Annotated in this window: 38 protein-coding genes and 1 rRNA gene; 6 read left to right on the forward strand and 33 right to left on the reverse strand. The window is 52.6% G+C overall.

All coding sequences use genetic code 11. The features are described 5' to 3' along the window. Window positions 1–99: 99 nt before the first annotated feature. Window positions 100–1639 (reverse strand): 16S ribosomal RNA (locus CE636_RS12710). 471 nt (window positions 1640–2110) lie between these two features. Between CE636_RS12710 and CE636_RS12720 the strand changes: the two genes are divergently transcribed. Further along, on the forward strand, window positions 2111–2665 hold the full coding sequence (locus CE636_RS12720; protein WP_023319228.1) for a gamma carbonic anhydrase family protein: 555 nt from the start codon (window positions 2111–2113) through the stop codon (window positions 2663–2665). Here the strand turns inward: CE636_RS12720 and CE636_RS12725 are convergent. From CE636_RS12725 to dprA, 6 genes are read right to left on the reverse strand one after another with little or no spacing between them, the layout of a single operon-like run. After that, the gene (locus CE636_RS12725) at window positions 2641–2898 is read right to left on the reverse strand and encodes a DUF1488 domain-containing protein (protein ID WP_004206807.1); all 258 of its coding nucleotides are present in this window, start codon (window positions 2896–2898) and stop codon (window positions 2641–2643) included. The two genes, CE636_RS12720 and CE636_RS12725, sit on opposite strands and share 25 nt — an antisense overlap. Next, window positions 2895–3713 carry a shikimate dehydrogenase gene (gene aroE / locus CE636_RS12730; protein WP_017900614.1) on the reverse strand — a complete coding sequence of 273 codons (819 nt, stop codon included), beginning with the start codon at window positions 3711–3713 and terminating at the stop codon, window positions 2895–2897. The genes CE636_RS12725 and aroE overlap by 4 nt, the downstream gene beginning before the upstream one ends. 3 nt (window positions 3714–3716) lie before the next feature. Beyond that, window positions 3717–4289: an L-threonylcarbamoyladenylate synthase type 1 TsaC gene (gene tsaC, locus CE636_RS12735; RefSeq protein WP_004206805.1), complete on the reverse strand. Its 573-nt coding sequence runs from the start codon at window positions 4287–4289 to the stop codon at window positions 3717–3719. A gap of 4 nt (window positions 4290–4293) precedes the next feature. Beyond that, on the reverse strand, window positions 4294–4836 hold the full coding sequence (locus CE636_RS12740; RefSeq protein ID WP_017900613.1) for a type I DNA topoisomerase: 543 nt from the start codon (window positions 4834–4836) through the stop codon (window positions 4294–4296). Between the two features lie 26 nt (window positions 4837–4862). Further along, window positions 4863–5336 carry a DUF494 family protein Smg gene (gene smg / locus CE636_RS12745; RefSeq protein WP_002919137.1) on the reverse strand — a complete coding sequence of 158 codons (474 nt, stop codon included), beginning with the start codon at window positions 5334–5336 and terminating at the stop codon, window positions 4863–4865. After that, a complete protein-coding gene (gene dprA / locus CE636_RS12750) occupies window positions 5308–6432 on the reverse strand; it encodes a DNA-protecting protein DprA (protein ID WP_017900612.1) in 1125 nt (374 codons plus the stop codon). The genes smg and dprA overlap by 29 nt, the downstream gene beginning before the upstream one ends. A 128-nt stretch (window positions 6433–6560) precedes the next feature. Between dprA and def the strand changes: the two genes are divergently transcribed. From def to mscL, 5 genes are all read left to right on the forward strand, one after another. Continuing rightward, the gene (gene def / locus CE636_RS12755) at window positions 6561–7070 is read left to right on the forward strand and encodes a peptide deformylase (RefSeq protein ID WP_004206802.1); all 510 of its coding nucleotides are present in this window, start codon (window positions 6561–6563) and stop codon (window positions 7068–7070) included. A 14-nt stretch (window positions 7071–7084) separates the two neighbouring features. Then, the gene (gene fmt, locus CE636_RS12760) at window positions 7085–8032 is read left to right on the forward strand and encodes a methionyl-tRNA formyltransferase (protein WP_017900611.1); all 948 of its coding nucleotides are present in this window, start codon (window positions 7085–7087) and stop codon (window positions 8030–8032) included. 52 nt (window positions 8033–8084) lie between these two features. Beyond that, a complete protein-coding gene (rsmB, locus tag CE636_RS12765; RefSeq protein ID WP_017900610.1) occupies window positions 8085–9380 on the forward strand; it encodes a 16S rRNA (cytosine(967)-C(5))-methyltransferase RsmB in 1296 nt (431 codons plus the stop codon). Between the two features lie 13 nt (window positions 9381–9393). Then, window positions 9394–10770, forward strand: a complete 1377-nt coding sequence (gene trkA / locus CE636_RS12770) for a Trk system potassium transporter TrkA (protein WP_002919153.1) — start codon at window positions 9394–9396, stop codon at window positions 10768–10770. A gap of 139 nt (window positions 10771–10909) precedes the next feature. Then, window positions 10910–11323 carry a large-conductance mechanosensitive channel protein MscL gene (mscL, locus tag CE636_RS12775; protein WP_004206799.1) on the forward strand — a complete coding sequence of 138 codons (414 nt, stop codon included), beginning with the start codon at window positions 10910–10912 and terminating at the stop codon, window positions 11321–11323. Here mscL and CE636_RS12780 read toward each other — a convergent pair. From CE636_RS12780 to rpsS, 26 genes are all read right to left on the reverse strand, one after another. Then, on the reverse strand, window positions 11259–11537 hold the full coding sequence (locus CE636_RS12780; protein WP_004206797.1) for an alternative ribosome-rescue factor A: 279 nt from the start codon (window positions 11535–11537) through the stop codon (window positions 11259–11261). The two genes, mscL and CE636_RS12780, sit on opposite strands and share 65 nt — an antisense overlap. A gap of 57 nt (window positions 11538–11594) precedes the next feature. Beyond that, window positions 11595–12020, reverse strand: coding sequence for a Zn(2+)-responsive transcriptional regulator (gene zntR / locus CE636_RS12785; RefSeq protein WP_004206796.1), 426 nt, complete (start codon window positions 12018–12020; stop codon window positions 11595–11597). Between the two features lie 2 nt (window positions 12021–12022). Then, window positions 12023–12391, reverse strand: a complete 369-nt coding sequence (locus tag CE636_RS12790) for a DUF1992 domain-containing protein (protein ID WP_004206795.1) — start codon at window positions 12389–12391, stop codon at window positions 12023–12025. A 108-nt stretch (window positions 12392–12499) separates the two neighbouring features. Beyond that, a complete protein-coding gene (rplQ, locus tag CE636_RS12795) occupies window positions 12500–12886 on the reverse strand; it encodes a 50S ribosomal protein L17 (RefSeq protein ID WP_002919206.1) in 387 nt (128 codons plus the stop codon). 40 nt (window positions 12887–12926) lie between these two features. Next, entirely contained in the window at window positions 12927–13916 is a 990-nt protein-coding gene (locus tag CE636_RS12800) for a DNA-directed RNA polymerase subunit alpha (protein WP_002919219.1), read from the reverse strand. 25 nt (window positions 13917–13941) lie between these two features. Further along, entirely contained in the window at window positions 13942–14562 is a 621-nt protein-coding gene (gene rpsD, locus CE636_RS12805) for a 30S ribosomal protein S4 (protein ID WP_002919224.1), read from the reverse strand. A gap of 33 nt (window positions 14563–14595) precedes the next feature. Further along, the gene (gene rpsK, locus CE636_RS12810; RefSeq protein ID WP_002919257.1) at window positions 14596–14985 is read right to left on the reverse strand and encodes a 30S ribosomal protein S11; all 390 of its coding nucleotides are present in this window, start codon (window positions 14983–14985) and stop codon (window positions 14596–14598) included. 16 nt (window positions 14986–15001) lie between these two features. Beyond that, a complete protein-coding gene (gene rpsM, locus CE636_RS12815) occupies window positions 15002–15358 on the reverse strand; it encodes a 30S ribosomal protein S13 (RefSeq protein ID WP_002919259.1) in 357 nt (118 codons plus the stop codon). A 146-nt stretch (window positions 15359–15504) separates the two neighbouring features. Beyond that, entirely contained in the window at window positions 15505–15621 is a 117-nt protein-coding gene (rpmJ, locus tag CE636_RS12820) for a 50S ribosomal protein L36 (protein WP_000868187.1), read from the reverse strand. A 33-nt stretch (window positions 15622–15654) separates the two neighbouring features. Next, window positions 15655–16986, reverse strand: coding sequence for a preprotein translocase subunit SecY (gene secY / locus CE636_RS12825; protein WP_002919515.1), 1332 nt, complete (start codon window positions 16984–16986; stop codon window positions 15655–15657). A gap of 7 nt (window positions 16987–16993) precedes the next feature. Further along, window positions 16994–17428: a 50S ribosomal protein L15 gene (gene rplO / locus CE636_RS12830; protein ID WP_002919516.1), complete on the reverse strand. Its 435-nt coding sequence runs from the start codon at window positions 17426–17428 to the stop codon at window positions 16994–16996. Window positions 17429–17431: 3 nt separating this feature from the next. After that, window positions 17432–17611 (reverse strand): 50S ribosomal protein L30, encoded by a 180-nt coding sequence (gene rpmD, locus CE636_RS12835; RefSeq protein WP_001140434.1) that lies wholly within the window; start codon window positions 17609–17611, stop codon window positions 17432–17434. Window positions 17612–17614: 3 nt separating this feature from the next. Next, window positions 17615–18118, reverse strand: coding sequence for a 30S ribosomal protein S5 (gene rpsE / locus CE636_RS12840; RefSeq protein WP_002919545.1), 504 nt, complete (start codon window positions 18116–18118; stop codon window positions 17615–17617). Between the two features lie 14 nt (window positions 18119–18132). After that, entirely contained in the window at window positions 18133–18486 is a 354-nt protein-coding gene (gene rplR / locus CE636_RS12845) for a 50S ribosomal protein L18 (RefSeq protein ID WP_000358960.1), read from the reverse strand. 9 nt (window positions 18487–18495) lie between these two features. Further along, the gene (gene rplF / locus CE636_RS12850; protein WP_002919662.1) at window positions 18496–19029 is read right to left on the reverse strand and encodes a 50S ribosomal protein L6; all 534 of its coding nucleotides are present in this window, start codon (window positions 19027–19029) and stop codon (window positions 18496–18498) included. A 12-nt stretch (window positions 19030–19041) separates the two neighbouring features. Then, window positions 19042–19434 carry a 30S ribosomal protein S8 gene (gene rpsH / locus CE636_RS12855; RefSeq protein ID WP_002919665.1) on the reverse strand — a complete coding sequence of 131 codons (393 nt, stop codon included), beginning with the start codon at window positions 19432–19434 and terminating at the stop codon, window positions 19042–19044. 33 nt (window positions 19435–19467) lie between these two features. Then, the gene (rpsN, locus tag CE636_RS12860) at window positions 19468–19773 is read right to left on the reverse strand and encodes a 30S ribosomal protein S14 (RefSeq protein WP_002919667.1); all 306 of its coding nucleotides are present in this window, start codon (window positions 19771–19773) and stop codon (window positions 19468–19470) included. Window positions 19774–19787: 14 nt separating this feature from the next. Next, entirely contained in the window at window positions 19788–20327 is a 540-nt protein-coding gene (gene rplE / locus CE636_RS12865) for a 50S ribosomal protein L5 (protein ID WP_001096200.1), read from the reverse strand. A gap of 14 nt (window positions 20328–20341) precedes the next feature. Continuing rightward, the gene (rplX, locus tag CE636_RS12870) at window positions 20342–20656 is read right to left on the reverse strand and encodes a 50S ribosomal protein L24 (protein ID WP_000729185.1); all 315 of its coding nucleotides are present in this window, start codon (window positions 20654–20656) and stop codon (window positions 20342–20344) included. Between the two features lie 10 nt (window positions 20657–20666). Continuing rightward, the gene (gene rplN / locus CE636_RS12875) at window positions 20667–21038 is read right to left on the reverse strand and encodes a 50S ribosomal protein L14 (RefSeq protein ID WP_002919748.1); all 372 of its coding nucleotides are present in this window, start codon (window positions 21036–21038) and stop codon (window positions 20667–20669) included. Between the two features lie 165 nt (window positions 21039–21203). After that, window positions 21204–21458, reverse strand: a complete 255-nt coding sequence (gene rpsQ, locus CE636_RS12880; protein ID WP_002919751.1) for a 30S ribosomal protein S17 — start codon at window positions 21456–21458, stop codon at window positions 21204–21206. After that, entirely contained in the window at window positions 21458–21649 is a 192-nt protein-coding gene (rpmC, locus tag CE636_RS12885; RefSeq protein ID WP_002919754.1) for a 50S ribosomal protein L29, read from the reverse strand. Before rpmC ends, rpsQ begins: the two co-directional genes overlap by 1 nt. Beyond that, window positions 21649–22059, reverse strand: coding sequence for a 50S ribosomal protein L16 (rplP, locus tag CE636_RS12890; RefSeq protein WP_002919759.1), 411 nt, complete (start codon window positions 22057–22059; stop codon window positions 21649–21651). The genes rpmC and rplP overlap by 1 nt, the downstream gene beginning before the upstream one ends. 12 nt (window positions 22060–22071) lie before the next feature. Continuing rightward, a complete protein-coding gene (gene rpsC / locus CE636_RS12895; protein WP_002919766.1) occupies window positions 22072–22770 on the reverse strand; it encodes a 30S ribosomal protein S3 in 699 nt (232 codons plus the stop codon). Window positions 22771–22787: 17 nt separating this feature from the next. Next, window positions 22788–23120 (reverse strand): 50S ribosomal protein L22, encoded by a 333-nt coding sequence (gene rplV / locus CE636_RS12900; RefSeq protein ID WP_002919773.1) that lies wholly within the window; start codon window positions 23118–23120, stop codon window positions 22788–22790. Window positions 23121–23134: 14 nt separating this feature from the next. Then, window positions 23135–23413: a 30S ribosomal protein S19 gene (rpsS, locus tag CE636_RS12905; RefSeq protein WP_001138115.1), complete on the reverse strand. Its 279-nt coding sequence runs from the start codon at window positions 23411–23413 to the stop codon at window positions 23135–23137. Window positions 23414–23423: the final 10 nt, after the last annotated feature.

Genomic DNA, 23423 nt, shown 5'->3' on the forward strand with positions numbered 1-23423 from the left:
TTAAAGAGCAAAATTTCACAATGCACTTTGCAGTACATTTTGAAATTTATTATTTATCAAACAATCTGTGTGAGCACTACAAAGGCAGGTTCTTTAAGGTAAGGAGGTGATCCAACCGCAGGTTCCCCTACGGTTACCTTGTTACGACTTCACCCCAGTCATGAATCACAAAGTGGTAAGCGCCCTCCCGAAGGTTAAGCTACCTACTTCTTTTGCAACCCACTCCCATGGTGTGACGGGCGGTGTGTACAAGGCCCGGGAACGTATTCACCGTAGCATTCTGATCTACGATTACTAGCGATTCCGACTTCATGGAGTCGAGTTGCAGACTCCAATCCGGACTACGACATACTTTATGAGGTCCGCTTGCTCTCGCGAGGTCGCTTCTCTTTGTATATGCCATTGTAGCACGTGTGTAGCCCTGGTCGTAAGGGCCATGATGACTTGACGTCATCCCCACCTTCCTCCAGTTTATCACTGGCAGTCTCCTTTGAGTTCCCGGCCGAACCGCTGGCAACAAAGGATAAGGGTTGCGCTCGTTGCGGGACTTAACCCAACATTTCACAACACGAGCTGACGACAGCCATGCAGCACCTGTCTCACAGTTCCCGAAGGCACCAAAGCATCTCTGCTAAGTTCTGTGGATGTCAAGACCAGGTAAGGTTCTTCGCGTTGCATCGAATTAAACCACATGCTCCACCGCTTGTGCGGGCCCCCGTCAATTCATTTGAGTTTTAACCTTGCGGCCGTACTCCCCAGGCGGTCGATTTAACGCGTTAGCTCCGGAAGCCACGCCTCAAGGGCACAACCTCCAAATCGACATCGTTTACGGCGTGGACTACCAGGGTATCTAATCCTGTTTGCTCCCCACGCTTTCGCACCTGAGCGTCAGTCTTTGTCCAGGGGGCCGCCTTCGCCACCGGTATTCCTCCAGATCTCTACGCATTTCACCGCTACACCTGGAATTCTACCCCCCTCTACAAGACTCTAGCCTGCCAGTTTCGAATGCAGTTCCCAGGTTGAGCCCGGGGATTTCACATCCGACTTGACAGACCGCCTGCGTGCGCTTTACGCCCAGTAATTCCGATTAACGCTTGCACCCTCCGTATTACCGCGGCTGCTGGCACGGAGTTAGCCGGTGCTTCTTCTGCGGGTAACGTCAATCGACAAGGTTATTAACCTTATCGCCTTCCTCCCCGCTGAAAGTACTTTACAACCCGAAGGCCTTCTTCATACACGCGGCATGGCTGCATCAGGCTTGCGCCCATTGTGCAATATTCCCCACTGCTGCCTCCCGTAGGAGTCTGGACCGTGTCTCAGTTCCAGTGTGGCTGGTCATCCTCTCAGACCAGCTAGGGATCGTCGCCTAGGTGAGCCGTTACCCCACCTACTAGCTAATCCCATCTGGGCACATCTGATGGCATGAGGCCCGAAGGTCCCCCACTTTGGTCTTGCGACGTTATGCGGTATTAGCTACCGTTTCCAGTAGTTATCCCCCTCCATCAGGCAGTTTCCCAGACATTACTCACCCGTCCGCCGCTCGTCACCCGAGAGCAAGCTCTCTGTGCTACCGCTCGACTTGCATGTGTTAGGCCTGCCGCCAGCGTTCAATCTGAGCCATGATCAAACTCTTCAATTTAAGTTTGATGCTCAAAGAATTAAACTTCGTAATGAATTACGTGTTCACTCTTGAGACTTGGTATTCATTTATTGTCCGAAGACATTAAGAATCCATGTCACTTTGAGTGCCCACACAGATTGTCTGATAAATTGTTAAAGAGCAGTTGCGACGCGCTTTAGCGCTCTGTCGCGAGGTGGCGTATATTACGCTTTCCTCTTTCAGAGTCAACCCGTTTTTCAGGATTTTTCTCTTCAACCGAACCGGCTGTTTGTGTGAAGTGATTCACATCTGCCGTGTCAGTGGGTGCGCATTATAGGGATCCCATTTTTTTGCACAAGCCTTTTTTCGATCTTTTTTTCTGAATGGTGATTTTTCACCCTTTTCGCCGTGTAATTGCACGATTTGCTCAATTTTCACCGTTTTCAGGGGTTGCAGAGCGAGATAAAAGCCACCAAAGTCTTCTTACGCTCCCCTATTTTTGAGGTCAACATGTCTGCTCAACTTCGCCCCTATAAAGCATTTTTCCCGCAAATCGGTCTTCGCGTCATGATTGACGCATCCAGCGTCGTTATCGGTGATGTCAGAATTGCCGATGACGTCAGCGTCTGGCCTCTGGTAGCCATTCGCGGCGACGTCAACTATGTATCGATAGGTCAACGCAGCAATATTCAGGACGGCAGCGTTCTACACGTGACCCATAAATCCTCTTACAAGCCTGAGGGTAATCCACTGATCATTGGAGAGGATGTGACGGTTGGCCACAAAGTGATGCTGCACGGCTGCACTATCGGCAACCGCGTACTGGTTGGTATGGGTTCGATCTTATTAGATGGTGTCGTCGTTGGCGATGACGTCATGATTGGCGCGGGAAGTCTCGTACCGCAGAACAAACAGCTGGAAAGCGGCTTCCTTTACTTTGGCAATCCGGTCAAACAGATCCGCCCCCTGACAGAGGCGGAGCGGGAAGGCCTTAAGTATTCAGCGAATAACTATGTGAAATGGAAAGATGAATATCTGGATCAGGAGAGCCAGACCCAACCCTGAGCATCCTCCTGATTATCGCGGATCAATGCCTCTGCCTCTTCCTCAAGATCCCAACGATGTTTCTGGAATGCGGCCAGCCACTGCGCTGGCCCCTCTGCGCCAAAACGCTGCTGCAGGATCTGCCCTGAAATTGCGCAGGTTAATTGCATCCCATTAACCAGCGCGGGAAACACCACGCCCTGCCGTTCGGCATCCCATGATTCCCGATCGGGAAACTGAATCGCCTGATTCATGCATTCAGTTCCTGTTGCAGCCTTTCTATAACCGGGGTGATAGCCGGCAGGACGCCGTGCCATAGCAGAACGGCATGGGCGGCTTGCGCCACCAGCATTCCCAGCCCGTCAGCACAGTGGGTTGCGCCATGCTGCTGGCACCAGTGAAGAAACGGTGTCGGCCCTTTCTGGTAGAACATGTCATAGCAATACACGTCAGCGTTGACAACAGATGCCGGGATAGCCGGTACATCACCGTCTATTCCACTGGACGTCGCATTGATGATCAGATCGAATGTTTCCCCGGATAAGGTATCCATCTCCCTTGCGCTGACGCTGCCGGTATGAGCGAAGAGCGTGGCTAACTCATGGGCACGAGCGTAGGTGCGATTGACGATCGTGACGGCACATCCCAGCGACAGCAGCGGCAGCAGCACCCCACGCGATGCGCCACCGGCACCGATAAGCAGGATCCGCTGGCGTGGCTTAATGAATCCCAGACGCTCCAGATCGCTCAGCAGACCAATACCGTCCGTGTTGTCGCCCAGCAAACGCCCGTCTTCGAGACGTTTCAGGGTATTCACCGCTCCCGCCAGCGCAGCGCGTTCTGTCAGTTCATCCGCGCGCGCAAAGGCTTCTTCTTTAAAAGGAACGGTAACATTGGCGCCCTTTCCTCCTTCCGCAAAAAACTGATTGAGAGAAGAGACAAAATCGTCCAGCGGCGCCAGCACACGTCCATAAGGATGGGTAATCCCTAACTGGCGGGCAAACAGCTGGTGAATAGAAGGCGACTTGCTGTGCGCGATCGGATTACCAAAAACAGCATAGGTTTCCATGGTTCACCCCTGGCGGAACAGTTCACCCGTCAGGGCATCACGTATTTCAGATGGATTTTGCCGTCCGCCCGTAGCGCCATCCACGACCGGGAAGCTGTCACCAAACTGAGCACGGACCTCTGCGGTGGTGCGGCAAGGCGGTTGCCCGGTGAGATTGGCGCTCGTCGAGACCAGCGGTTTTCCGTAGGCTTCGCACAATTCAATCACCAGCGGATGGTTGGTCACGCGTACAGCCAGCGAATCAAAACGACCAGTCAGCCAGCGTGGTGTTTCAGGACGCGCCGGGAATACAAACGTCACCGGTCCTGGCCAGCAGGAAAAGATCGCTGCCCGCTGCGAATCACTTAACCGTGAATCATCAATATATGGCTTGAGTTGCTCAAAGCTAGCGGCGATAAGGATCAATCCCTTCTCAACAGGACGCTGCTTCAGCTCCAGCAGACGCATAACGGCCGTTTCGCTGTCAGGGTCGCAGCCGACGCCAAAAACGGCTTCCGTGGGATAGGCGATGACATGTTCATTATTCAGGACCGCCACGGCATGGGCGACGGCTTCTGAGGGCAGGTTATTGTTCACTGATTTATTCCGCCGGGATCGGCTTTCCACATTGTTTACTGGCACAGAAGCGTCTGAGCCCCTGCGCCGTCTTCTTTTCTATTAACAGCGGGTAATGGCATTCAGGGCATTCGCCCGCCACCGGTTTAAAATTGATAACGAACTGGCAATCAGGATAGCGATCGCAGGAGTGAAAGGTTTTACCGAAACGGGAACGACGCTGGACCAGATGGCCTTGTCCGCACTGTGGGCAAGCAATAGCCGTCTCATCTGGTTTATCAATTACCTCAGTATGTTCGCATTCCGGATAGTGGCTACAGCCAATGAACATCCCAAAACGCCCCTGACGTAGCACCATAACCGCGCCGCACGATGGGCATACTTGCCCCTCCAGCACCTTAACGACATGCCCGTCAGCCTGACTTTTCAGGGGACGGATATAGTCACAGTCCGGATAATGCGAACAGCCGAGAAACGGGCCATGTTTCCCGGAACGGATCACCAGTTCAGCCCCGCACTGTGGGCAGGGCTCATTTTTACGCACCGAAAACAGTGCTGATTTGGTCATAACAACTCGATGTTGCTGCAAAAAGATTAATGCAGCATACCTTCATTTACTTCGAAGAGTAATTCTTCCATTTGCTGATAGGCGTTTTCACAGCCCGGAATATTGAACAGTACCATCAGGATGACCCATTTCAGGTCCTCCAGCTCAAATTCTGCCGTATCCAGCGCCAGTACGCGCTCTATCACCATTTCTCGCGTTTCGAGGTTCAACACCTGAATCTGCTCGAGGAAGAGTAAAAACCCACGGCAACTGGCGTCCAGACGCTGGCACTCCTCTTCGGTATATACCCGAAGCGACAGCGGGTCGGAAGCGAGCTGCATGGGTTCAACGAGACCTTCCTGATAATCAGCCAGTTTCTCGAGCCACATTAACGCGTTATAGATATCTTCCCGCTCAAAACCTGCGTCGGTAAGATCCCGCGTCAGTTTGTCCTGATCCACGCGCATTTCTGCTTCGCTATGGATGTAAGTTTCAAACAAATACATGAGTACGTCGAACATGGCTTGCCCTCCTTAATCGGACATAGCCGCCGGGTACAGCTGCGATCCAGCCTGCTAACTCCAGTTCAAGTAGCTGAGCTACGGTTACTGGCACAGATTGGCCGGCACGTTCAGCGACAACGTCAACAGGTGTTACCTCATCTCCTACGTTAGCCAGGAGCTCCGGAAATGGCAATGCTACAGACGGCTGATCGGCGCAATTATTTATCGAATCAGACGTATCAGTTAGCCAGGCCAGCTCGTTGTGCCAGTATTCCACAATATCCTCTGGCGAGGTCACCGGCACCGCGCCTTGTTTAATTAACCAGTGTGGGCCTTCCGATCCCGGATTGCCTATCGGCCCAGGCAGGGCAAACACATCCCTTCCCTGTTCCAGAGCACAGCGGACGGTAACCAGCGAACCGCTTCTCAATGCCGCCTCAACCACCAGCACGCCCAGGCTCAGGCCGCTGATAATCCGGTTGCGTCTGGGGAAATGCGCGGGAAGCGGCGGCGTTATAAGTGGAAATTCAGACACCAGCGCACCGCCATTATCGACGATCTGCTGGGCGAGGCTCGCATGGCGCCGCGGATAAACCTGGCCCAGTCCGTTGCCCAGTACCGCGATGGTTTTGCCCTCGGCCGCGAGCGCGCCGCGATGCGCGACGCCATCAATGCCTAACGCCAACCCACTGGTGATAGTCATCCCTTTACGCGCCAACGTTTCGCTGAACAGCTTCCCCCAGCGAGCGCCATACCAGGAATGCAAGCGACTGCCAATAACGGCAAGCTGCGCGCTGTGAAGCAGAGCGGGATCGCCGCTGACCAGCAACGCGCCGGGATAATCAACGATGGCCCTTAGCCGCAGCGGAAAGCGTGGATCGTCGGCCAGTAACAGATGATGTTCCGGGTGCTCCAGCCAGCGCCGCGTCTCGTCAAGCTCACGCCCGTCAAGCCGAAAAAATAACGTTGCCTGCGCCGCGGTCATCCCGACGGCATGCAGCGCTTCATGATCAATGCTGGCGGCTGCGCATAAGCGCTGAGCGATCTCTACCATCCTGTCGCCATACAAGCTACTGACCTTCATCAGCCGCAGCCAAATCTCGTCGGGCGTCATCCTTACCCCCTGCCATAAGCGGTATTGACAATCTTTGCGATTGGACAGTGAGACTGTCAATTGCAGGGTGTTTTGTCTAGAATAGAGCTAATAATCTTATCAACTCCTGAATACGACTCTGGAACTTTATGGCAGTTTTGCAAGTGTTACATATTCCGGACGAGCGCCTTCGCAAAGTCGCCGAGCCGGTCAAAGAAGTGAATGCGGAAATTCAGCGTATCGTCGATGATATGTTCGACACCATGTACGCTGAGGAGGGCATTGGTCTGGCCGCGACCCAGGTCGATATCCATCAGCGCATTATCGTTATTGATGTGTCGGAAAATCGTGAAGAGCAGCTGGTGTTAATCAACCCGGAGCTGCTGGAAAAAGATGGCGAAACCGGCATTGAAGAAGGCTGCCTGTCTATTCCGGAACAGCGCGCCCTGGTGCCGCGTGCGGAAAAAGTGAAGATCCGCGCGCTGGATCGCGACGGTAAGCCATTTGAACTGGAGGCCGATGGCCTGCTGGCTATCTGTATTCAGCATGAGATGGATCATCTGGTCGGCAAACTGTTTATTGATTATCTGTCACCGCTCAAACAACAGCGCATTCGTCAGAAGGTTGAGAAACTGGATCGTTTACGTTCCCGTGCCTGATAACAAGGAATACCGTGTCACAATCACTACGTATCATTTTCGCCGGCACCCCCGATTTTGCAGCGCGTCATCTTGACGCGCTGTTGTCGTCTGAACATCAGGTTGTTGGCGTATTCACTCAGCCAGACCGCCCTGCTGGCCGCGGCAAAAAATTGATGCCGAGCCCGGTAAAGGTGCTGGCTGAAGCCCATAACTTACCTGTATTCCAGCCATCCTCCCTGCGTCCGCAGGACAACCAACAATTAGTCGCCGATCTCGGCGCCGATATTATGGTGGTGGTGGCGTACGGTTTGATTCTGCCGAAAGCGGTGCTGGAGATGCCCCGTCTGGGCTGCATCAACGTTCACGGCTCCCTGCTGCCGCGCTGGCGTGGCGCAGCGCCGATCCAGCGTTCGCTGTGGGCGGGGGATAGCGAAACAGGCGTAACCATCATGCAGATGGACGTCGGCCTTGATACGGGTGATATGCTGTATAAGCTTTCCTGCCCCATTACCGCAGAGGATACCAGCGGCAGCCTGTACGATAAGCTGGCCGAGCTCGGCCCTCAAGGTCTGCTGGCAACTTTAGCCCAGCTGGCCAACGGCACCGCGCAGCCTGAAGTACAGGATGAATCGTTGGTGTGCCACGCCGAGAAGCTGAGTAAAGAAGAAGCTCGCATCGACTGGTCGCTTTCCGCCGCACAGCTGGAGCGCTGCATCCGCGCCTTTAATCCGTGGCCAATGAGCTGGCTGGAAATTGACGGGCAGCCGCTAAAAGTGTGGCGGGCATCGGTCATTGCCGAAGCCGCACATGCCGAACCAGGTACTATCGTGGCAGCAACCAAACAGGGTATCCAGGTCGCCACAGGCGATGGGATCCTCAGCCTGGAATCGCTACAGCCTGCGGGTAAAAAAGCGATGAGCGCCCAGGATTTACTCAATTCCCGCCGGGAGTGGTTTACGCCTGGCACCCGTCTCGCCTGACGGTCGTCTCTTCTGAAGCCCGGGTTCGCCGGGCATTTTTATTTTTGCGCTTATGAAAAAGAATATAAATTTACGCAGCCTGGCCGCCCAGGCTATCGAGCAAGTCGTTGAAAAAGGTCAGTCTTTAAGCAACGTCCTGCCCCCTCTACAGCAAAAAGTCAGCGATAAAGACAAAGCGCTGCTGCAGGAGCTGTGTTTTGGCGTACTGCGTACGCTCAGCCAGCTGGAGTGGCTTATCAGCAAGCTGATGGCGCGTCCGATGACCGGCAAACAGCGCACCGTGCACTTTCTGATTATGGTTGGGCTCTATCAGTTACTCTACACCCGCATCCCTCCACACGCCGCGCTGGCTGAAACGGTAGAAGGCGCGGTGGCGATTAAGCGCCCGCAGCTTAAAGGGCTGATCAATGGGGTGTTACGCCAGTTTCAGCGCCAACAGGAAGAGCTACTGGCAGAATTCGCCGGGCAGGAAAACCGCTACCTTCATCCCAAATGGCTGCTGAAGCGTCTGCAGCAGGCCTGGCCGCAACACTGGCAGGAGATTGTCGACGCTAACAACCAGCGCCCGCCGATGTGGCTGCGCGTTAACCGCAACCATCATTCCCGAGATGAATGGCTTGCTCTGCTTAAAGAGGCCGGTTTAGAAGGTTTCACCCACCCTGACTATCCCGACGCCGTGCGTCTGGCCACCCCTGCCCCGGTCCATACGTTGCCGGGTTTTACCGAAGGATGGGTAACCGTTCAGGATGCCTCGGCCCAGGGCTGCATGCGCTATCTGCAGCCGGAAAACGGCGAGCGCATTCTTGATCTCTGCGCTGCGCCGGGCGGCAAGACGACGCATATTCTGGAGGTCGCTCCCCAGGCTGAGGTCATGGCGGTGGACATTGATGAACAGCGTCTTTCCCGCGTCTATGACAACCTGAAACGGCTGGGCATGAAAGCCGAAGTCAAACAGGGCGATGGTCGCTTCCCTGAGCAGTGGTGTGGCAGCGAGCAGTTCGATCGCATTCTGCTGGATGCCCCCTGTTCCGCCACCGGTGTTATTCGCCGCCATCCGGATATCAAATGGCTGCGCCGGGATCGGGATATCGCCGATTTAGCCCAGCTACAGGCCGAGATCCTCAATGCCATCTGGGGGCATCTGAAACCAGGCGGCACGTTGGTTTACGCTACCTGTTCTATTCTGCCGGAAGAGAATAGCCAGCAAATTGCCGCCTTCCTCGCGCGGACCCCGGATGCGGAGCTTGACGCAACCGGTACGCCGGCAAGCCCGGGACAGCAAAATCTGCCGGGTGCGGAAGAAGGCGATGGCTTCTTTTACGCTAAGCTAATCAAACGTCGCAACTAATGGATCACTGCAGATGAAGATTATTATTCTGGGCGCCGGCCAGGTCGGCGGCACGCTGGCGGAGAACCTCGTCGGCGAGAACAATGATATTACGCTGGTTGATACCAATGGCGACCGTCTGCGCAGCCTGCAGGATAAGTTCGACCTGCGTGTCGTCCAGGGGCACGGTTCTCACCCCCGCGTACTGCGCGAGGCAGGAGCCGATGATGCCGATATGCTGGTGGCGGTCACCAGTTCGGATGAAACCAACATGGTGGCCTGCCAGGTCGCCTATTCGTTATTCAATACGCCAAACCGTATTGCTCGTATTCGTGCGCCTGATTACGTCCGCGATGCGGAAAAGCTCTTCAATTCTGAAGCAGTGCCCATCGATCACTTAATCGCTCCGGAACAGCTGGTCATCGACAATATTCACCGTCTGATAGAATATCCCGGCGCGCTGCAGGTCGTGAACTTCGCGGAAGGGAAAGTCAGCCTCGCCGTGGTGAAAGCCTATTACGGTGGTCCGCTGGTGGGTAATGCATTGTCCACCATGCGTGAGCATATGCCGCATATCGATACGCGCGTGGCCGCTATTTTCCGCCACGATCGCCCCATTCGCCCACAGGGTTCGACGATTGTCGAGGCCGGCGATGAAGTCTTCTTTATTGCCGCCTCGCAGCATATCAGGGCGGTCATGAGCGAACTCCAGCGTCTGGAGAAGCCTTATAAACGCATCATGTTGGTCGGCGGCGGCAATATTGGCGCGGGCCTGGCCCATAAGCTGGAAAAAGACTACAGCGTTAAGCTTATCGAGCGCAATCAGCAGCGAGCCGCTGAGCTGGCAGAAAAACTGCAGCATACTATCGTCTTCTACGGTGATGCATCGGATCAGGAGCTGCTGGCCGAAGAGCATATTGACCAGGTGGACCTGTTTATTGCCGTCACTAACGATGACGAAGCAAACATCATGTCTGCGATGCTGGCCAAGCGAATGGGGGCCAAAAAAGTGATGGTGCTGATCCAGCGTAGAGCCTATGTGGATCTGGTTCAGGGTAGCGTCATCGATATCGCGATATCGCCTCAGCAGGCCACGATTTCCGCCCTCCTCAGCCATGTTCGTAAAGCCGATATTGTCGGCGTCTCCTCCCTGCGCCGCGGCGTTGCGGAAGCGATCGAAGCAGTGGCACACGGCGATGAGAGTACCTCGCGGGTGGTCGGGCGATCGATCGATGAGATCAAGCTTCCGCCAGGCACGATCATTGGCGCCGTCGTGCGCGGGAATGACGTGATGATCGCCAATAATAATCTGCGCATCGAGCAGGGCGATCATGTGATCATGTTTTTGACTGATAAAAAGTTTATTTCCGATGTAGAAAGGCTGTTCCAGCCAAGTCCTTTCTTCCTCTAATTCCCAGGGCGTCGAACAGGCGCCTTTTATTATCCCTTATTATTCAAAGGTTAATATTTTCCTGTAACGCTCTACGGGGAATGGCAAATGAAAATACATTTGTTAAACTTACAACGTCAGCTGGCTCAAGGAGAATAAAATGAGTTTTTTAAAAGAGTTTCGCGAATTCGCGATGCGCGGGAACGTTGTCGATTTGGCAGTGGGTGTGATCATCGGTGCAGCATTCGGTAAAATTGTTTCGTCGCTGGTCGCGGATATTATTATGCCGCCGCTCGGCCTGTTGATTGGCGGGATCGATTTTAAACAGTTTGCCGTCACGCTGCGCGATGCCCAGGGTGATGTACCGGCAGTGGTGATGCACTATGGGGTGTTTATTCAGAACGTTTTCGATTTCATCATCGTCGCATTTGCCATTTTCATGGCGATTAAACTGATGAATAAGTTAAATCGCAAGAAAGAAGAGGCTCCGGCGGCACCGCCAGCGCCCTCTAAAGAAGAAGTCCTGCTGAGCGAAATTCGCGATCTGTTGAAAGAACAAAACAAGCGTTCTTAATCAGCAGCGAAAGCAGAAGACCAGTGGTAAAAAAGCGATTCGCTTGCTTGCCACTGGCCTCCCGGTCCATCCTTGCTGCATGTTTATCTTTACGTTGATAGCTTCCCTTCCCTTTCTTGTTCTTCTCTACACGCTGCCTGAATAATGGATCGTGGAGAAGTGCCTCAATGGCGTTATCTTTAATTTGCCCTTTGGTATGCTGATAGCGACTCATAGTAACTCCAGTACATGTGTGAATTCCGCGCGAGTGTAGATCCGCGCGCACAAAAAATCAACGGCTGGCATTGCCGTTACTGGCGCCTTGCTCAAGGGCCTCGAGGATCGAACAGTAAACGCTGCTGTGAGCTGTGCCGCAGCAGGCGTCGTTGAGCCGTTGCAGAGAGCGACGCATCGTTTGTAGCTCGTTGATCCTCGCCTCAACTTCGCTTAATCGCGCCTGAACGATCCCTTTCGACTCCTGACAGGTGTGATGTTCCGGATCGATACGGATCGACAATAATTCGCGGATCGCTTCCAGAGTAAAGCCCAGCTGACGGGCATAGCGAATAAAGCGCAGACGCTGAAGATCGTTATCCGAGTAAAGACGAAATCCCCCCTCAGTGCGCACGTCATGATCCATCATTTGCTGTTTTTCATAATAACGGATGGTATCTGGCGTCACATCAGCCAGTTTTGCCAGCTCACCAATACGATACATATTCACTCCTGATTGATTTTATGCAGCAACGCATCGGCGTACTCACCGCGTAAAAAGTCAGTGTTCAGTCCTGCCTGACGCAGCTTAAGCTCGAGCAGAGCAAGGCGCTTGCTGAGTTCGCCATGCCGCGGGTCGTCCTGACGCACACCCTTAAGCAAGTCTGCCAGAGCCACCGCCTCTCTGCGCTGCTCCAGCTCCGGGGGAAGACACCCTGCATTCTTCAGAAGGCGATAGCCTGCCCGCAGCTCGGCCGGTACATGCGAATCGTCATCGAGAGTTAGCGGTACGCCGCTACCGGGTAAATTATCGAACTCGCCTTTGGTTTGGGCATCGAGGATATGGCGTTCTGCCCATTGATCCAGTAACCACATTCTACGGCTCCGGGGGATGAACAAAAAGAGTACAGATATTGTAGTGAAGTGGGGATGAGGTAGATATAAAAAAACCCGCCGGGGCGGGTTTTTTTACGTTACTACAGATTACTCTGCAGCAGCTTCTGCTTTCGGCTCAGCACGATCAACCAGCTCGATGTATGCCATCGGCGCGTTGTCGCCTGCACGGAAGCCACACTTCAGAATGCGAGTGTAACCACCGGCGCGGCTCGCGAAACGCGGGCCCAGCTCGTTAAACAGTTTTGCCACGATCTCGTTATCACGAGTGCGGGCGAATGCCAGACGACGATTAGCAACGCTATCAGTCTTGGCAAGAGTAATCAGCGGCTCAACTACGCGACGCAGTTCTTTCGCTTTCGGCAGGGTCGTCTTGATGATTTCATGACGAACCAGCGAACCTGCCATGTTACGGAACATAGCCTGGCGATGGCTGCTGTTGCGGTTCAGTTGACGACCACTCTTACGATGGCGCATGACCTTATCCTTCTCAGTAAAACCTTAACCTGTGATCCGGTTACTCGTCAGCAATGCTTGCTGGTGGCCAGTTTTCCAGGCGCATGCCCAGAGACAGTCCACGGGAAGCCAGCACGTCTTTAATCTCAGTAAGAGATTTTTTACCCAGGTTCGGCGTTTTCAGCAACTCAACCTCGGTACGCTGTACCAGATCACCGATATAGTGGATAGCTTCTGCCTTGAGGCAGTTAGCAGAGCGGACAGTCAATTCCAGATCGTCAACAGGGCGCAGCAGGATCGGATCGAATTCTGGTTTCTCTTCTTTCACTTCTGGCTGACGTACATCACGTAAGTCAACAAAAGCTTCCAGTTGTTCAGCCAGGATGGTTGCCGCACGACGAATCGCCTCTTCAGGATCGATTGTGCCGTTGGTTTCCATTTCGATGACCAGCTTGTCCAGGTCGGTACGCTGTTCTACACGCGCAGCTTCAACATTGTAGGCAATACGCTCTACAGGGCTGTAGCAGGCGTCGACCAGCAGACGGCCGATTGGGCGCTCATCTTCTTCCGAATGAATTCGGGCAGAAGCCGGCACATAACCGCGACCGCGCTGAACTTTGATACGCATGCTGATAGCAGCGTTCTCATCAGTCAGGTGGCAAATCACGTGCTGCGGCTTGACGATTTCGACATCACCGTCGTGGGTAATGTCGGCTGCGGTCACAGGGCCAATGCCAGATTTATTCAAAGTAAGGATGACTTCATCTTTACCCTGAACTCTCACCGCCAGCCCTTTCAGGTTGAGCAGGATTTCAAGGATGTCTTCCTGAACGCCTTCTTTGGTGCTGTACTCGTGCAGTACACCATCAATCTCAACCTCGGTCACCGCGCAACCCGGCATCGATGAGAGCAGAATACGGCGCAGTGCGTTACCCAGAGTATGGCCGAAGCCACGCTCTAAAGGCTCAAGGGTCACCTTGGCGTGCGTCGAACTCACTTGCTCGATATCGACCAGGCGCGGTTTTAGAAACTCTGTCACAGAACCCTGCATTGTGTCCTCTCTTTGGTACTAAGCTTTACTTGGAGTAAAGCTCGACGATCAGGTGTTCGTTAATGTCCGCAGACAGATCAGAACGCTCCGGCTGACGCTTGAACGTACCTTCCATCTTGCCAGCATCAACTTCCAGCCAGGTTGGCTTTTCACGCTGCTCAGCCAGCTCCAGAGCGGCTTTCACGCGAGATTGCTTTTTCGCTTTCTCACGAATGCTGACAACGTCATTCGCTTTAACCTGATAAGAAGCGATGTTAACAACACGACCGTTTACCATAATCGCTTTGTGGCTAACCAGCTGGCGTGCTTCAGCACGAGTGGCGCCGAAGCCCATACGGTATACAACGTTGTCCAGACGACCTTCCAGCAGAGCCAACAGGTTTTCACCGGTGTTGCCTTTCAGACGTGCTGCTTCTTTATAGTAGTTACGGAACTGACGCTCCAGCACACCGTACATACGGCGAACTTTTTGCTTTTCACGCAACTGCACACCATAGTCAGACAGACGCGGCTTACGCGCACCGTGCTGGCCAGGAGCTTGTTCAATTTTACACTTGGTATCGATCGCGCGAACGCCAGACTTAAGGAATAAGTCGGTGCCCTCACGACGGCTCAGCTTGAGCTTAGGACCCAAATATCTTGCCATTTTCTTTCTCCAACTAACCTGGAAAACGCAGCGTTATACGCGACGTTTTTTCGGCGGACGACAACCGTTATGAGGGATCGGAGTCACATCAGTAATATTAGTGATGCGGAAACCAGCGGCGTTCAGTGCACGAATGGTAGATTCGCGACCCGGACCCGGACCTTTGACCATAACTTCCAGATTCTTGATGCCGTATTCTTTTACGGCTTCTGCGCAACGCTCTGCTGCAACCTGAGCTGCGAACGGAGTGGATTTGCGAGAACCACGGAAACCGGAACCACCGGCTGTTGCCCAACCCAGTGCGTTACCCTGACGATCAGTAATGGTAACGATGGTGTTGTTAAAAGAAGCATGGATATGAGCCACGCCGTCAGAGACTTGTTTTCTTACACGCTTACGTGCACGAATTGGTGCCTTTGCCATTATTCAATCACCCCGATTATTTCTTGATCGGTTTACGCGGACCCTTACGGGTACGTGCGTTGGTCTTGGTACGCTGACCGCGAACCGGGAGACCACGACGATGACGCAAACCACGGTAGCAACCAAGGTCCATCAGACGCTTGATGCTCAGGGTGATTTCACGGCGCAGATCACCTTCAACGACAAATTTACCTACTGCTTCACGCAGAATATCAATTTGTTCTTCAGACAGCTCACTGATCTTAACATTTTCAGCGATGCCCGTTTCAGCGCAGATGGCTTTAGAACGGGTTTTGCCGATACCGAAAATAGCGGTTAAAGCGATTACGGTATGTTTGTGATCAGGAATGTTAATGCCTGCTATACGGGCCACTATGCACTCCTACTATTTAATATGTACGCACCATGCTGAAAAGCCCGTTTTCAGGATACTCAAATGGAAACGTACAGACATACAAAAGATTGGCTGGCTAATCTAGCCAGCTCAATCCAACTTTGCAAGAAAAATATGCGAAAAAATCAGCCTTGGCGCTGTTTATGCTTCGGCTCGGCACTGCAAATCACACGGATGACGCCATCACGCTTAACGATTTTGCAGTTACGGCATAATTTCTTGACGGAAGCACGAACTTTCATTTTTACTCTCCGTAACTTCTCGGGCGACCAGTTTTAGCGGCCGTAGCCTTTCAGGTTCGCCTTCTTCAATGCAGACTCATACTGACTGGACATCATCAGAGTTTGCACTTGAGCCATAAAGTCCATAATCACGACAACAACGATAAGCAGCGAGGTCCCACCGAAGTAGAACGGCACTTTCATCGCGTCACGCATGAACTCCGGGATCAGGCAGATAAAAGTAATGTACAACGCACCAACCAGAGTCAGGCGAGTCATCACTTTATCGATATACTTCGCCGTTTGCTCTCCCGGACGAATTCCTGGTACAAATGCACCGGACTTCTTCAGGTTATCTGCTGTTTCACGCGGGTTGAAAACCAACGCCGTGTAGAAGAAACAGAAGAAGATGATTGCAGACGCATAGAGTAACACATAAAGCGGTTGCCCAGGCTGCAAATACAGCGAAATTGTTGTCAGCCAGTTCCAACCAGTACCACCCCCGAACCATGACGTGATGGTTGCCGGGAACAGTATAATACTGGAAGCGAAGATTGCCGGGATCACCCCCGCCATATTCACTTTCAGCGGTAAATGTGTGCTCTGTGCAGCATAGACACGACGACCCTGTTGACGTTTCGCGTAGTTTACCACAATGCGGCGTTGACCACGTTCAACGAATACAACAAAGAAGGTCACTGCAAATACTAATACTGCAACCAACAGCAACAGGAGGAAGTGCAGGTCGCCTTGACGCGCTTGCTCGATAGTATGGGCGATGGCCGGCGGGAGTCCCGCAACGATACCGGCGAAGATAATGATCGAGATACCGTTACCGATACCGCGTTCAGTGATCTGTTCGCCGAGCCACATCAGGAACATAGTCCCTGTGACCAGACTGACAACAGCGGTGAAATAGAATGCAAAGCCTGGATTAATCACCAGGCCCTGCATACCAGGCATATTCGGCAGACCGGTAGCAATACCGATCGACTGGAATATCGCCAGCACCAGAGTACCGTAGCGGGTGTACTGGCTGATCTTACGACGACCAGACTCCCCTTCTTTCTTCAGTTCTGCCAGCGGTTGATAAACCACCGTCAGCAGCTGCACGATGATAGATGCCGAAATGTACGGCATAATCCCCAGTGCAAAGATAGAAGCACGGCTGAGAGCACCACCAGAGAACATGTTGAACATTTCAATGATGGTGCCTCGCTGTTGCTCAAGCAGTTTGGCAAGTACAGCGGCATCAATACCAGGGATCGGAATAAAAGAGCCAATACGGAACACTATCAGCGCACCGACCACAAACAGAAGTCTGCGTTTCAGTTCGCCAAGGCCACCTTTGGCACTTTGAAAATCTAATCCCGGTTGTTTAGCCATCTGCTACTTATTCCTCAATTTTACCGCCAGCAGCTTCGATAGCAGCACGAGCACCTTTAGTCACACGCAGGCCACGAACAGTTACCGGACGAGTTACCTCACCAGACAGGATCACTTTCGCGAACTCGATCTGGACACCGATAATGTTAGCCGCTTTCAGCGCGTTCAGGTCTACTACATCGCCTTCTACGTGAGCCAGATCGGAGAGACGGATCTCTGCGGTGATCATCGCTTTACGAGAAGTGAAGCCGAATTTCGGCAGACGACGGTACAGAGGCATCTGACCACCCTCGAAACCGCGACGTACGCCACCGCCAGAACGAGATTTCTGACCTTTGTGACCACGACCACCGGTTTTACCGAGGCCAGAACCGATACCACGACCCAGGCGTTTACCCGCCTTTTTGGAGCCTTCGGCCGGAGACAGAGTATTTAAACGCATCTCTTACTCCTCAACTTTAACCATGAAGGAAACCGCGTTGACCATACCACGAACAGCAGGAGTATCCTCGCGCTCTACGGTGTGACCAATACGACGCAGACCCAGGCCAAGCAGCGTTGCCTTGTGTTTCGGCAGACGACCGATTGCACTGCGGGTTTGAGTAATTTTAATAGTCTTTGCCATGGTTTATTTCCCCAGAATTTCTTCAACGGATTTACCACGCTTGGCAGCGACCATATCCGGGGACTTCATGTTTTCCAGACCGTCGATAGTTGCACGAACCACGTTAATCGGGTTGGTGGAACCATACGCTTTAGCCAGAACGTTACGAACCCCAGCGACTTCCAGAACGGCGCGCATTGCACCACCGGCGATGATACCGGTACCTTCGGAAGCCGGCTGCATGAATACACGAGAACCCGTGTGAGTACCCTTAACCGGGTGCTGCAGGGTGCCGTGGTTCAGCGCGACGTTAATCATATTGCGACGGGCTTTTTCCATCGCTTTCTGGATCGCTGCTGGAACTTCACGCGCTTTACCGTAACCAAAACCAACGCGACCGTTACCATCGCCTACTACAGTCAGAGCTGTGAAGGAGAAAATACGACCACCTTTAACGGTTTTAGATACGCGGTTTACCGCGATCAGCTTTTCCTGCAGTTCGCCAGCTTGTTTTTCGATGTGAGCCATCTTACACCTCTACCTTAGAACTGAAGGCCAGCTTCACGGGCAGCATCTGCCAGTGCCTGGACACGACCATGATATTGGAACCCGGAACGGTCAAAGGAAACATCTTTGATGCCTTTTTCCAGAGCGCGTTCAGCGACAGCTTTACCCACAGCTGCAGCAGCGTCTTTGTTACCGGTGTACTTCAGTTGTTCAGCGATAGCTTTTTCTACAGTAGAAGCAGCTACCAGAACTTCAGAACCATTCGGTGCAATTACCTGTGCGTAAATGTGACGCGGGGTACGATGTACCACCAGGCGAGTTGCGCCCAGCTCCTGGAGCTTGCGGCGTGCGCGGGTCGCACGACGGATACGAGCAGATTTCTTATCCATAGTGTTACCTTACTTCTTCTTAGCCTCTTTGGTACGCACGACTTCGTCGGCGTAACGAACACCCTTGCCTTTGTAAGGCTCAGGACGACGGTAGGCGCGCAGATCTGCTGCAACCTGGCCGATCACCTGCTTATCAGCGCCTTTCAGCACGATTTCAGTCTGAGTCGGACATTCTGCAGTGATACCCGCAGGCAGCTGATGATCAACCGGGTGAGAGAAACCTAAAGCCAGGTTTACTACATTCCCTTTGACCGCTGCACGATAACCTACACCAACCAGCTGCAGCTTCTTAGTGAAGCCTTCGGTAACACCGATAACCATTGAGTTCAGCAGGGCACGCGCGGTACCAGCCTGAGCCCAACCGTCTGCGTAACCATCACGCGGACCGAAGGTCAGTGCATTATCTGCATGTTTAACTTCAACAGCATCGTTGAGAGTACGAGTCAGCTCGCCGTTTTTACCTTTGATCGTAATAACCTGACCGTTGATTTTTACATCAACGCCGGCAGGAACAACGACCGGTGCTTTAGCAACACGAGACATTTTTTCCTCCGATTAGGCTACGTAGCAGATAATTTCGCCACCAAGACCAGCCTGGCGCGCTGCACGATCAGTCATAACACCTTTAGAGGTAGAAACAACTGCGATACCCAGACCGGCCATAACTTTCGGCAGCTCATCTTTTTTCTTATAGATGCGCAGACCTGGGCGGCTGACACGCTGAATGCTTTCTACAACAGCTTTACCCTGGAAATACTTAAGAGTCAGTTCCAGTTCCGGCTTGGTGTCGCCTTCAACTTTAAAATCTTCGATAAAACCTTCTTCCTTCAGCACGTTGGCGATTGCCACTTTCAGCTTGGAGGAAGGCATGGTGACCGCAGCTTTGTTCGCGGCCTGACCGTTACGGATACGGGTCAGCATATCCGCGATCGGATCTTGCATGCTCATCTGTCTTTACTCCCGTGATTCAATTGGTGACAATTACCAGCTAGCCTTTTTCAGACCCGGGATTTCACCGCGCATAGCGGCTTCACGGACCTTAATACGGCTCAACCCGAACTTCCGCAGGAAACCATGCGGACGACCTGTTTGACGGCAGCGGTTACGCTGACGAGACGGGCTGGAATCACGCGGCAGAGTCTGCAGCTTGAGAACGGCATTCCAACGATCTTCGTCGGTTGCGTTCACATCAGAGATGATAGCTTTCAGTTCAGCGCGTTTAGCGAAGAATTTATCAGCTAAAGCCACGCGCTTTACTTCGCGTGCTTTCATTGATTGCTTAGCCATTAAGTAACCCTACCTTACTTGCGGAACGGGAAGTCAAAGGCAGCCAGCAGAGCACGGCCTTCTTCGTCAGATTTCGCAGTAGTGGTAATGGTAATATCCAAACCACGAACGCGGTCGACTTTATCGTAGTCGATTTCTGGGAAGATGATCTGCTCACGGACACCCATGCTGTAGTTGCCACGACCGTCGAAAGACTTAGCGGACAGGCCGCGGAAGTCACGAATACGCGGTACAGCAATAGTGATCAGGCGCTCAAAGAACTCCCACATGCGTTCGCCACGCAGAGTTACTTTACAGCCGATCGGATAGCCCTGACGGATTTTGAAGCCTGCAACTGATTTGCGTGCTTTGGTGATCAGCGGTTTTTGACCGGAGATTGCTGCCAGGTCAGCTGCTGCGTTATCCAGCAGTTTCTTGTCAGCGATCGCTTCACCAACACCCATGTTCAGGGTGATCTTCTCGACCCGAGGGACTTGCATGACAGAATTGTAGTTAAACTCAGTCATGAGTTTCTTAACTACTTCGTCTTTGTAGTAATCATGCAGTTTCGCCATCGTACTACTCCAAATTACTTGATAGTTTCGCTGTTAGACTTGAAGAAACGGACTTTTTTGCCGTCTTCGAATCTAAAGCCTACACGGTCAGCCTTGCCGGTTGCCGCATTGAAGATTGCAACGTTAGAAACCTGAATTGCAGCTTCTTTTTCAACGATGCCGCCTGGTTGGTTCAGAGCCGGAACCGGCTTCTGGTGTTTCTTAACCAGGTTGATACCTTCAACAATGACCTTGCCGGAAGACAGGACATTCTTAACTTTACCGCGCTTACCTTTATCTTTACCGGTTAACACGATAACTTCGTCATCACGACGGATTTTCGCTGCCATGATTCGCTCCTTAGAGTACTTCTGGTGCCAGAGAGATAATTTTCATGAACTTCTCGGTACGAAGTTCACGAGTTACCGGCCCAAAAATACGCGTACCGATAGGCTGCTCGCTGTTATTGTTCAGAATAACGCATGCATTACCATCGAAGCGAATGACAGAACCGTCCGGGCGACGAACACCCTTCTTGGTGCGCACCACTACCGCCTTCAGCACATCACCTTTTTTGACCTTACCACGCGGAATTGCTTCTTTGATGGTGATCTTGATGATGTCGCCTACGCCTGCGTAGCGACGGTGCGAGCCACCCAGAACCTTGATACACATTACGCGACGTGCACCGGAGTTGTCGGCGACGTTCAGCATAGTCTGTTCTTGGATCATTTTAGTGCTCCGCTAATGTCAACTACTACTGAGACCCGAAAATTAGGGTCGTTAAAAAGCCCCATATCGAGGGCGCGGCATTATAACACCACAAACCAGATATGGGTAGAAAAAATAAACGGCTCATCGCTGAGCCGTTTATCCGTATCGAGAATGCGTACTCTATTACAGAACCGCTTTCTCTACAACGCGAACCAGCGTCCAGGACTTAGTCTTGGACAGCGGACGGCATTCGCGGATTTCAACCTTGTCGCCGATACCGCATTCGTTGTTCTCGTCATGTACGTGCAGTTTGGTCGTACGTTTGATGAATTTGCCGTAAACCGGGTGTTTCACCATACGTTCGATAGCAACAACAATGGATTTCTCCATTTTGTCGCTAACTACGCGACCTTGCAGAGTACGGATTTTATCGGTCATTACGCACCCGCCTTCTGAGTCAGTAAAGTCTTAACGCGTGCAACATCACGACGCACTTGCTTCAGCAGATGAGTCTGTTGCAGCTGGCCACTTGCAGCCTGCATGCGCAGGTTGAACTGCTCACGCAGCAGGTTCAGCAGCTCAGCGTTCAGCTCTTCAACGCTTTTTTCACGCAGCTCTTTTGCTTTCATTACATCACCGTCTTAGTTACAAAGGTGGTTTTGATCGGCAGTTTCGCTGCTGCCAGGCCGAATGCTTCACGGGCCAGCTCTTCCGGTACACCGTCCATTTCATACAGGACTTTACCCGGCTGAATCAAGGCAACCCAGTACTCCACGTTACCTTTACCTTTACCCATACGAACTTCCAGCGGCTTCTCGGTGATCGGTTTGTCCGGGAATACACGGATCCAGATCTTACCTTGACGCTTAACTGCACGGGTCATAGCACGACGTGCTGCTTCGATCTGACGTGCAGTCAGACGACCACGGCCAACAGCTTTCAGACCGAAAGTGCCGAAGCTAACATCCGTACCCTGCGCCAGACCACGGTTGCGGCCTTTGTGCACTTTACGGAATTTTGTACGCTTTGGTTGTAACATCAGCGACGCTCCTTATTTACGGCCTTTACGCTGCTGCTTTTTAGGTTGAGCAGCCGGTTCCGGTTGTTCAACAGCAGCCATACCACCCAGGATCTCACCTTTGAAGATCCATACCTTAACGCCGATTACACCGTAAGTGGTGTGCGCTTCAGAGGTGTTGTAGTCGATGTCAGCACGCAGAGTGTGCAGCGGTACGCGACCTTCACGGTACCATTCGGTACGTGCGATTTCCGCGCCGCCCAGACGGCCGCTAACTTCAACTTTGATACCTTTAGCGCCCAGACGCATTGCGTTCTGTACAGCACGCTTCATCGCACGACGGAACATAACGCGACGTTCCAGCTGAGAAGTGATGCTGTCAGCAACCAGTTTTGCGTCCAGTTCAGGTTTACGAACTTCGGCGATATTGATCTGTGCAGGTACGCCAGCGATATCCGCTACGACCTTGCGCAGTTTTTCTACGTCTTCGCCTTTCTTACCGATAACGATACCCGGGCGAGCGGTGTGAATGGTCACACGGATGCTCTTAGCCGGACGCTCGATAACGATGCGAGATACAGACGCTTTAGCCAGTTCTTTAGTCAGGAACTGACGTACTTTAAAATCGCTGTCCAGGTTGTCAGCGAATTCTTTGGTGTTCGCGAACCAGGTAGAGTTCCATGGTTTGACAATACCCAGGCGAATACCATTAGGATGTACTTTCTGACCCATTGCTAGTCTCCAGAGTCTCAGCGATCGGACACAACCACAGTGATGTGGCTGGTGCGCTTCAGGATGCGATCTGCACGACCTTTAGCACGCGGCATAATGCGCTTCATGCTCGGGCCTTCGTCTACGAAAATTTTCGCAACTTTCAGATCATCAATGTCAGCGCCATCGTTGTGTTCAGCGTTAGCAATGGCAGATTCCAGTACCTTCTTGACCAGTACAGCAGCTTTTTTGTTGGTGTAGGTCAGAATATCCAGGGCCTGCGACACTTTCTTACCGCGAATCAGGTCAGCTACAAGGCGAACCTTCTGAGCAGAAGAACGAGCATGGCGATGTTGAGCTAAAGTTTCCATCTCTTCCTCCTACCTTATTTCTTCTTCGCTTTTTTATCAGCAGCGTGGCCGCGATAAGTACGAGTCGGTGCGAATTCACCCAGTTTGTGACCGACCATTTCGTCGGAAACAAATACTGGAACGTGCTGACGACCATTATGGACAGCGATGGTCAAACCGATCATGTTAGGAAAGATCGTTGAACGACGGGACCAAGTGCGCAGGGGCTTCTTGTCTCCGCTTTCCACCGCTTTCTCTACCTTCTTCAGCAAGTGCAGGTCAATAAAAGGACCTTTCTTGAGAGAACGTGGCATGGCTTATCCT

This window comes from Klebsiella sp. LY, from assembly GCF_004010915.1.
Classification (GTDB): Bacteria; Pseudomonadota; Gammaproteobacteria; order Enterobacterales; family Enterobacteriaceae; genus Klebsiella; species Klebsiella quasipneumoniae.

What these genes read in the sequence shown, in the direction of transcription:
- CE636_RS12720 (WP_023319228.1), top strand. Translation starts at nt 2,111, where the DNA reads ATGTCTGCTCAACTTCGCCCCTATAAAGCATTTTTCCCGCAAATCGGT.
- CE636_RS12725 (WP_004206807.1), bottom strand. Translation starts at nt 2,898, where the DNA reads ATGAATCAGGCGATTCAGTTTCCCGATCGGGAATCATGGGATGCCGAA.
- aroE (WP_017900614.1), bottom strand. Translation starts at nt 3,713, where the DNA reads ATGGAAACCTATGCTGTTTTTGGTAATCCGATCGCGCACAGCAAGTCG.
- CE636_RS12740 (WP_017900613.1), bottom strand. Translation starts at nt 4,836, where the DNA reads ATGACCAAATCAGCACTGTTTTCGGTGCGTAAAAATGAGCCCTGCCCA.
- smg (WP_002919137.1), bottom strand. Translation starts at nt 5,336, where the DNA reads ATGTTCGACGTACTCATGTATTTGTTTGAAACTTACATCCATAGCGAA.
- dprA (WP_017900612.1), bottom strand. Translation starts at nt 6,432, where the DNA reads ATGACGCCCGACGAGATTTGGCTGCGGCTGATGAAGGTCAGTAGCTTG.
- def (WP_004206802.1), top strand. Translation starts at nt 6,561, where the DNA reads ATGGCAGTTTTGCAAGTGTTACATATTCCGGACGAGCGCCTTCGCAAA.
- rsmB (WP_017900610.1), top strand. Translation starts at nt 8,085, where the DNA reads ATGAAAAAGAATATAAATTTACGCAGCCTGGCCGCCCAGGCTATCGAG.
- trkA (WP_002919153.1), top strand. Translation starts at nt 9,394, where the DNA reads ATGAAGATTATTATTCTGGGCGCCGGCCAGGTCGGCGGCACGCTGGCG.
- mscL (WP_004206799.1), top strand. Translation starts at nt 10,910, where the DNA reads ATGAGTTTTTTAAAAGAGTTTCGCGAATTCGCGATGCGCGGGAACGTT.
- CE636_RS12780 (WP_004206797.1), bottom strand. Translation starts at nt 11,537, where the DNA reads ATGAGTCGCTATCAGCATACCAAAGGGCAAATTAAAGATAACGCCATT.
- zntR (WP_004206796.1), bottom strand. Translation starts at nt 12,020, where the DNA reads ATGTATCGTATTGGTGAGCTGGCAAAACTGGCTGATGTGACGCCAGAT.
- CE636_RS12790 (WP_004206795.1), bottom strand. Translation starts at nt 12,391, where the DNA reads ATGTGGTTACTGGATCAATGGGCAGAACGCCATATCCTCGATGCCCAA.
- rplQ (WP_002919206.1), bottom strand. Translation starts at nt 12,886, where the DNA reads ATGCGCCATCGTAAGAGTGGTCGTCAACTGAACCGCAACAGCAGCCAT.
- CE636_RS12800 (WP_002919219.1), bottom strand. Translation starts at nt 13,916, where the DNA reads ATGCAGGGTTCTGTGACAGAGTTTCTAAAACCGCGCCTGGTCGATATC.
- rpsD (WP_002919224.1), bottom strand. Translation starts at nt 14,562, where the DNA reads ATGGCAAGATATTTGGGTCCTAAGCTCAAGCTGAGCCGTCGTGAGGGC.
- rpsK (WP_002919257.1), bottom strand. Translation starts at nt 14,985, where the DNA reads ATGGCAAAGGCACCAATTCGTGCACGTAAGCGTGTAAGAAAACAAGTC.
- rpmJ (WP_000868187.1), bottom strand. Translation starts at nt 15,621, where the DNA reads ATGAAAGTTCGTGCTTCCGTCAAGAAATTATGCCGTAACTGCAAAATC.
- secY (WP_002919515.1), bottom strand. Translation starts at nt 16,986, where the DNA reads ATGGCTAAACAACCGGGATTAGATTTTCAAAGTGCCAAAGGTGGCCTT.
- rplO (WP_002919516.1), bottom strand. Translation starts at nt 17,428, where the DNA reads ATGCGTTTAAATACTCTGTCTCCGGCCGAAGGCTCCAAAAAGGCGGGT.
- rpmD (WP_001140434.1), bottom strand. Translation starts at nt 17,611, where the DNA reads ATGGCAAAGACTATTAAAATTACTCAAACCCGCAGTGCAATCGGTCGT.
- rpsE (WP_002919545.1), bottom strand. Translation starts at nt 18,118, where the DNA reads ATGGCTCACATCGAAAAACAAGCTGGCGAACTGCAGGAAAAGCTGATC.
- rplR (WP_000358960.1), bottom strand. Translation starts at nt 18,486, where the DNA reads ATGGATAAGAAATCTGCTCGTATCCGTCGTGCGACCCGCGCACGCCGC.
- rplF (WP_002919662.1), bottom strand. Translation starts at nt 19,029, where the DNA reads ATGTCTCGTGTTGCTAAAGCACCGGTCGTTGTTCCTGCCGGCGTTGAT.
- rpsH (WP_002919665.1), bottom strand. Translation starts at nt 19,434, where the DNA reads ATGAGCATGCAAGATCCGATCGCGGATATGCTGACCCGTATCCGTAAC.
- rpsN (WP_002919667.1), bottom strand. Translation starts at nt 19,773, where the DNA reads ATGGCTAAGCAATCAATGAAAGCACGCGAAGTAAAGCGCGTGGCTTTA.
- rplE (WP_001096200.1), bottom strand. Translation starts at nt 20,327, where the DNA reads ATGGCGAAACTGCATGATTACTACAAAGACGAAGTAGTTAAGAAACTC.
- rplX (WP_000729185.1), bottom strand. Translation starts at nt 20,656, where the DNA reads ATGGCAGCGAAAATCCGTCGTGATGACGAAGTTATCGTGTTAACCGGT.
- rplN (WP_002919748.1), bottom strand. Translation starts at nt 21,038, where the DNA reads ATGATCCAAGAACAGACTATGCTGAACGTCGCCGACAACTCCGGTGCA.
- rpsQ (WP_002919751.1), bottom strand. Translation starts at nt 21,458, where the DNA reads ATGACCGATAAAATCCGTACTCTGCAAGGTCGCGTAGTTAGCGACAAA.
- rpmC (WP_002919754.1), bottom strand. Translation starts at nt 21,649, where the DNA reads ATGAAAGCAAAAGAGCTGCGTGAAAAAAGCGTTGAAGAGCTGAACGCT.
- rplP (WP_002919759.1), bottom strand. Translation starts at nt 22,059, where the DNA reads ATGTTACAACCAAAGCGTACAAAATTCCGTAAAGTGCACAAAGGCCGC.
- rpsC (WP_002919766.1), bottom strand. Translation starts at nt 22,770, where the DNA reads ATGGGTCAGAAAGTACATCCTAATGGTATTCGCCTGGGTATTGTCAAA.
- rplV (WP_002919773.1), bottom strand. Translation starts at nt 23,120, where the DNA reads ATGGAAACTTTAGCTCAACATCGCCATGCTCGTTCTTCTGCTCAGAAG.
- rpsS (WP_001138115.1), bottom strand. Translation starts at nt 23,413, where the DNA reads ATGCCACGTTCTCTCAAGAAAGGTCCTTTTATTGACCTGCACTTGCTG.